Below are 4902 nucleotides of genomic sequence, written 5' to 3' on the forward strand. Positions count from 1 at the left end.
GCCTACGGGCGTCTCGGCGGCGCCGAGCGCACCCGGTTCCGCCAGGACCTGTTCCGCAGCGGCGTGCCGCGGCTGGCGGCCGGCGCCTTCGCGCTCACGGTCGGCACGGCCATCGCCCGCAGCTACGAACTGCACCGGCTCCCGCCGGCGATCGTCGAGCTGGCCCCGGAATACGAGGATTACAGCTACGTCCTCGTGGACGACGACATCGTCATCGTCGATCCGGACACCTACCAGATCGTGGACGTGATCCGCGGCTGAGGCCGAAAGAAGCGCCGCCTGCCCCCTCTCCCAAAGGGCGAGGGTTGGGGTGAGGGGTGTGACATCTCCGGAGAGGTCACGCCCCTCATCCTGTCCTTCTCCCACTGGGAGAAGGAACCCGCGATCGATCGAGCACGCCGACGACCGCACGTTACCTGCCTGGCGAAAAGTTACGTCCCGCGGTCCATCATCCGCGAGACCACCCGCGCGGTGTAATCCACCATCGGCACGATGCGGGCGTAGTTGAGCCGGGTCGGGCCGATGACGCCGACCACGCCGACGATCGTCTGCGACCCGTCGCGGAACGGGGCGGCGATCAGCGAGGAGCCGGAGAGCGAAAACAGCTTGTTCTCCGAGCCGATGAAGATCCGTACCCCGTCGCCGCCCTCGGCGCGGGCAAGCAGGTCGATCACGTCCTTCTGCGTCTCGAGGTCCGAGAACAGCAGCCGCATCCGCTCCAGGTCCTCGATCGCGCGCAGGTCGTCGAGCAAGTTGGCCTGGCCGCGCACGATCAGCTGGCGCGCCTCGGTGGGCCCGACCGAGACGGCAAGCCCGGCGTCGACCAGGCGCTCGGTGATGGCGTCGAGCTCCCGCTTCATCGCCTGCCGGCCCGCCTCGATCTCGGCGCGCAGGCCCCCGAGGGTGCGGCCGTGCAACCGGGCATTGAGGTAGTTCGAAGCCTCCTGCAGCGCGCTCGCGGGCAGGCCCGGCGGCAGGTCGAGCAGGCGGTTCTCCACCGAGCCGTCGTCCGAGACGAGCACCACCAGGGCGCGGGCCGGGTCGAGCCGCACGAACTCGATGTGCTTGAGCTGCACGTTGGTCTTGGTCGTCAGCACCACGCCGGCGCCGCGCGAGACGCCCGAGAGCAGGCTCGACGCCTCGGCCAGCACCGACGCGAAGGTGTGGCCGGAGGCGGCGGCGCGCATCTGCGCCTCGATCCGCTCCTGCTCCTCGCGCCCGACGTCGCCGAGCTCCAGCATCGCGTCGACGAAGAAGCGCAGGCCCAGCTCCGTCGGCAGGCGCCCGGCGGAGGTGTGCGGGGCGAAGATCAGCCCGGCCTGCTCCAGGTCGGACATCACGTTGCGGATCGAGGCCGGCGACAGGGCCATCGGCAGGATGCGTGCGAGGTTGCGCGATCCCATCGGCTCGCCGGTGGACAGGTATCCCTCGACGATCTGTCGGAAGATCTCGCGGGCGCGCTCGTTCAGCGCGGCGAGCGCCTGCACCTGCGGAGGTTGGGAAATGGATCTCGAAAACTCGGTCACGCGCGGTTCCTGCCCGGCGATTGTGTCCCGGCGAAGCCCGCGGATCAATCCGTCGGCGACGCGATGACGTTGCGGCGCGTCGGGTTGCCGCCCGAGGCGACGCAGCCTAAGCACCCGGCTCGGAATTTCGAACCGGGAGAACGCCGCATGCGGCCCTCGAAGCGCGCGGCCGACGAGTTGCGCACGGTCACGCTGGAACGGTCGGTCGCCCGCTACGCGGAAGGCTCCTGCCTCGTGACCTTCGGCGAGACCAAGGTGCTGTGCACCGCCTCCCTCGAAGAGCGCGGGCCGCACTGGCTGCGCGGCTCCGGCAAGGGCTGGGTGACGGCCGAGTATTCGATGCTGCCGCGCGCGACGCACGAGCGCACCCGCCGCGAGATCAATTCCGGCAAGCCCTCGGGGCGGACGCAGGAGATCCAGCGGCTGATCGGGCGATCCTTGCGCGCCGTCACCAACCTGCCGGCCATGGGCGAGAAGCAGATCACCGTCGACTGCGACGTGATCCAGGCCGACGGCGGCACCCGCACCGCGGCGATCACCGGCGCCTGGGTCGCGCTGCACGAGTGCTTCGCCTGGATGCGCGCCCGCTCGATGATCTCGGTCGACCCGCTGCGCGACCACGTCGCCGCGGTGTCCTGCGGCATCGTCAAGGGCGCGGCCGTGCTCGACCTCGACTACGCCGAGGATTCGGGCGCCGAGACCGACGCCAACTTCGTCATCACCGGCACCGGCGGCCTCGTCGAGGTGCAGGGCACCGCCGAGGGCAAGCCGTTCTCGGAAGCCGAGCTGCTCGAACTGCTGCGGCTCGCCAAGGGCGGCGTCGCCGACCTCGTCGCCCTCCAGAAGCAGGCGATCGCATGAGCCACCGCATCCTCACGGGCAGGGTCGTCATCGCGACCCACAATGCCGGCAAGCTGGTCGAGATGCGCGAGCTGCTGGCGCCGTTCGGCGTCGAGGCGGTCTCGGCGGGCGAACTCGGGCTCGCCGAGCCCGACGAGACCGGCACGATGTTCTCCGAGAACGCGGCGATCAAGGCGATCGCCGCCGCCGAGGCCACCGGGCTGCCGGCCTTCGCCGACGATTCGGGCCTGTGCGTCGCAGCCCTCGACGGGGCGCCCGGCCTGTTCTCCGCCCGCTGGGCCGGCCCGTCCAAGGATTTCGCCGGCGCGATGGCGCGGATCGAAGCCGAGCTCGCCCTGCGCGGGGCGACCGACCGGCGCGCGCACTTCGTCTCGGCGCTGGTGCTGGCCTGGCCCGACGGCCATGTCGAGCTGTTCGAGGGCCGCGTCTTCGGCGACCTCGTCGAGCCCCGCGGCACCGCCGGCTTCGGCTACGACCCGATGTTCCGGCCCGACGGCTCCGACCGAACCTTCGGCGAAATCTCGTCGGAGGAGAAGCACGGGGTCGACTGGCAGACCGGCAACGCCCTGTCGCACCGGGCGCGCGCCTTCGTGGCGCTCGCCGCCGCATGCCTGCGTCGCCCGACCTGAACCCGTCGCACGATTGCCAAACGGCGCGCACGCGAGCACATCGCGTGCGATGATCGACCGTTCAGGCCCGGACCACCCGACCCGCGACGCGGGCTTCGGCGTCTACGTGCATTGGCCCTTCTGCGCTTCGAAGTGCCCGTATTGCGACTTCAACAGCCACGTGCGCCACGCGCCGGTGGACGAAGTGCGCTACCTTGCGGCCTTCCGCGCCGAGATCGCGCACGTGGCGGCCCGCACGCCCGGCCGCACCGTGTCGAGCGTCTTCCTCGGCGGCGGCACGCCCTCGCTGATGCAGCCCGCCACGGTCGCCGGCATCCTCGACGCGGTCGGCGCGGCCTGGGGCGTCGCGCCCGATGCCGAGATCACGCTGGAGGCCAACCCGACCAGCGTCGAGGCCGGGCGGTTCCGGGGTTACCGCACGGCTGGGGTCAACCGCGTCTCGCTGGGCGTCCAGGCCTTCGACGACGCCTCCCTCAAGAGCCTCGGGCGGCTGCACAGCGCCGAGGAGGCGTTCGCCGCGATCCGGGTCGCGCAGGGCGCCTTCGACCGCAGCTCGTTCGACCTGATCTACGCCCGCCCGAACCAGACCGCCGAGGCCTGGCGGCGGGAGCTGACCGAGGCGATCGGCCGGGCGGCCGAGCACCTCTCGCTCTACCAGCTCACCATCGAGCCGGGCACGCCGTTCTACGGCCTCGCCGCCGCCGGCCGGCTCGTGCCGCCCGACGACGAGGCGGCCCGCACCCTCTACGACGTGACCCAGGAGGTTTGCGACCGGGCCGGGCTTCCGGCCTACGAGATCTCGAACCATGCGCGCCACGGCGCGCAGTCGCGCCACAACCTGCTCTACTGGCGCTACGGCGAGTATGCCGGCATCGGCCCCGGCGCGCATGGCCGCCTGGTCACGGAGGCGGGCCGCCTCGGCACCGTCACCGAGAAGGCGCCGGAGGCCTGGCTCGCCCGGGTCGAGCGCGACGGCCACGGCATCTCCGAGACCGAGACCATCGCGGGCGCCGACCAGGGCGACGAGTTCCTGATGATGGGCCTGCGTCTGTCGGAGGGCATAGACCCCGCGCGCTACGCGGCGCTGAAGGGCCGGCCGCTCGACGGAGCGCGCATCGACGCCCTCGTCGGAGACGGCCTGGTCGCCCGCCTGCCCGACGGTCGCATCGCCGCGACCGCGCGGGGCGCCCCGGTGCTGAACGCCGTGGTGGCGAGCCTGGCCGCGTGAGTTCGATCGCCCTCGTGCAAGATGATCCACAAGCCATGAGCCCGCGATGACGCCGGCCGTCGTCGCCCTCGTCCTCTTCGCGGCCTTGCTGCATGCGGGCTGGAACACGCTGCTGCGCGGGGGCGCCGACCGCCTCTGGACCATGAGCGTGATGAACCTCGCGGTCGGCGGGCTCGGGCTCGCGGTGGCGCTCGCGGTCGGGTTGCCGGCCGCGGCGAGCTGGCCCTACGCCGTCGCCTCGGGGCTGATCCACATCACCTACAACGCGCTGCTGATCGTCACCTACCGCACCGGCGACCTCGGCCAGACCTATCCGATCGCCCGCGGCGCCTCGCCGGCCCTGGTCGCCCTCGGCGCGGGCGTCTTCGCCTCCGAGGTGCCCGGCACCGTCGGCGCCGTCGGGATCGCGCTGGTGAGCGCCGGGATCCTGTCGCTATCGCTGGGCAAGGCCGGGCTGTCGCGGGGCACCGTGCTCGCGGCGCTGGGCACCGCCGCGACGATCGCCGCCTACACGCTGATCGACGGCATCGGCGTGCGGCTGTCGGGCGACTGGGTCGCCTACACGGCGGCGATGTTCACCTTCCACCTCGCCTTTCCGCTCTGGCTCCTGCTGACGCGCGGACCCGCGGCGCTCGGCGGGACGCCGGCCGCGCTAGCC

At 72.1% G+C, this 4902-nt stretch carries 6 protein-coding genes; 5 read left to right on the forward strand and 1 reads right to left on the reverse strand.

Annotation, left to right across the window (positions count from 1 at the left end; translation table 11 throughout):
- Positions 1–261: DUF1236 domain-containing protein (locus FV222_RS17405; protein WP_246685519.1), on the forward strand; the 261-nt coding region annotated here is incomplete at its 5' end.
- Between the two features lie 170 nt (positions 262–431).
- Here the strand turns inward: FV222_RS17405 and hrcA are convergent.
- On the reverse strand, positions 432–1526 hold the full coding sequence (gene hrcA / locus FV222_RS17410) for a heat-inducible transcriptional repressor HrcA (protein ID WP_147754542.1): 1095 nt from the start codon (positions 1524–1526) through the stop codon (positions 432–434).
- Positions 1527–1673: 147 nt separating this feature from the next.
- Here hrcA and rph point away from each other — a divergent pair, with 147 nt between their 5' ends.
- The 4 genes from rph to FV222_RS17430 all read left to right on the forward strand — a co-directional run.
- Positions 1674–2387, forward strand: a complete 714-nt coding sequence (rph, locus tag FV222_RS17415) for a ribonuclease PH (protein ID WP_147754543.1) — start codon at positions 1674–1676, stop codon at positions 2385–2387.
- Positions 2384–3016 (forward strand): RdgB/HAM1 family non-canonical purine NTP pyrophosphatase, encoded by a 633-nt coding sequence (gene rdgB / locus FV222_RS17420; protein ID WP_147765140.1) that lies wholly within the window; start codon positions 2384–2386, stop codon positions 3014–3016. Before rph ends, rdgB begins: the two co-directional genes overlap by 4 nt.
- A gap of 49 nt (positions 3017–3065) precedes the next feature.
- Positions 3066–4244 (forward strand): radical SAM family heme chaperone HemW, encoded by a 1179-nt coding sequence (gene hemW / locus FV222_RS17425; protein ID WP_147765139.1) that lies wholly within the window; start codon positions 3066–3068, stop codon positions 4242–4244.
- A gap of 46 nt (positions 4245–4290) precedes the next feature.
- A partial coding sequence (locus FV222_RS17430; protein WP_147815268.1) for an EamA family transporter occupies positions 4291–4902 on the forward strand: 612 nt, incomplete at its 3' end.

Origin of the sequence: Methylobacterium sp. WL103 (genome assembly GCF_008039885.1) — a bacterium.
Lineage (GTDB): Bacteria > Pseudomonadota > Alphaproteobacteria > Rhizobiales > Beijerinckiaceae > Methylobacterium > Methylobacterium cerastii.

What these genes read in the sequence shown, in the direction of transcription:
- rph (WP_147754543.1), top strand. Translation starts at nt 1,674, where the DNA reads ATGCGGCCCTCGAAGCGCGCGGCCGACGAGTTGCGCACGGTCACGCTG.
- rdgB (WP_147765140.1), top strand. Translation starts at nt 2,384, where the DNA reads ATGAGCCACCGCATCCTCACGGGCAGGGTCGTCATCGCGACCCACAAT.
- hemW (WP_147765139.1), top strand. Translation starts at nt 3,066, where the DNA reads ATGATCGACCGTTCAGGCCCGGACCACCCGACCCGCGACGCGGGCTTC.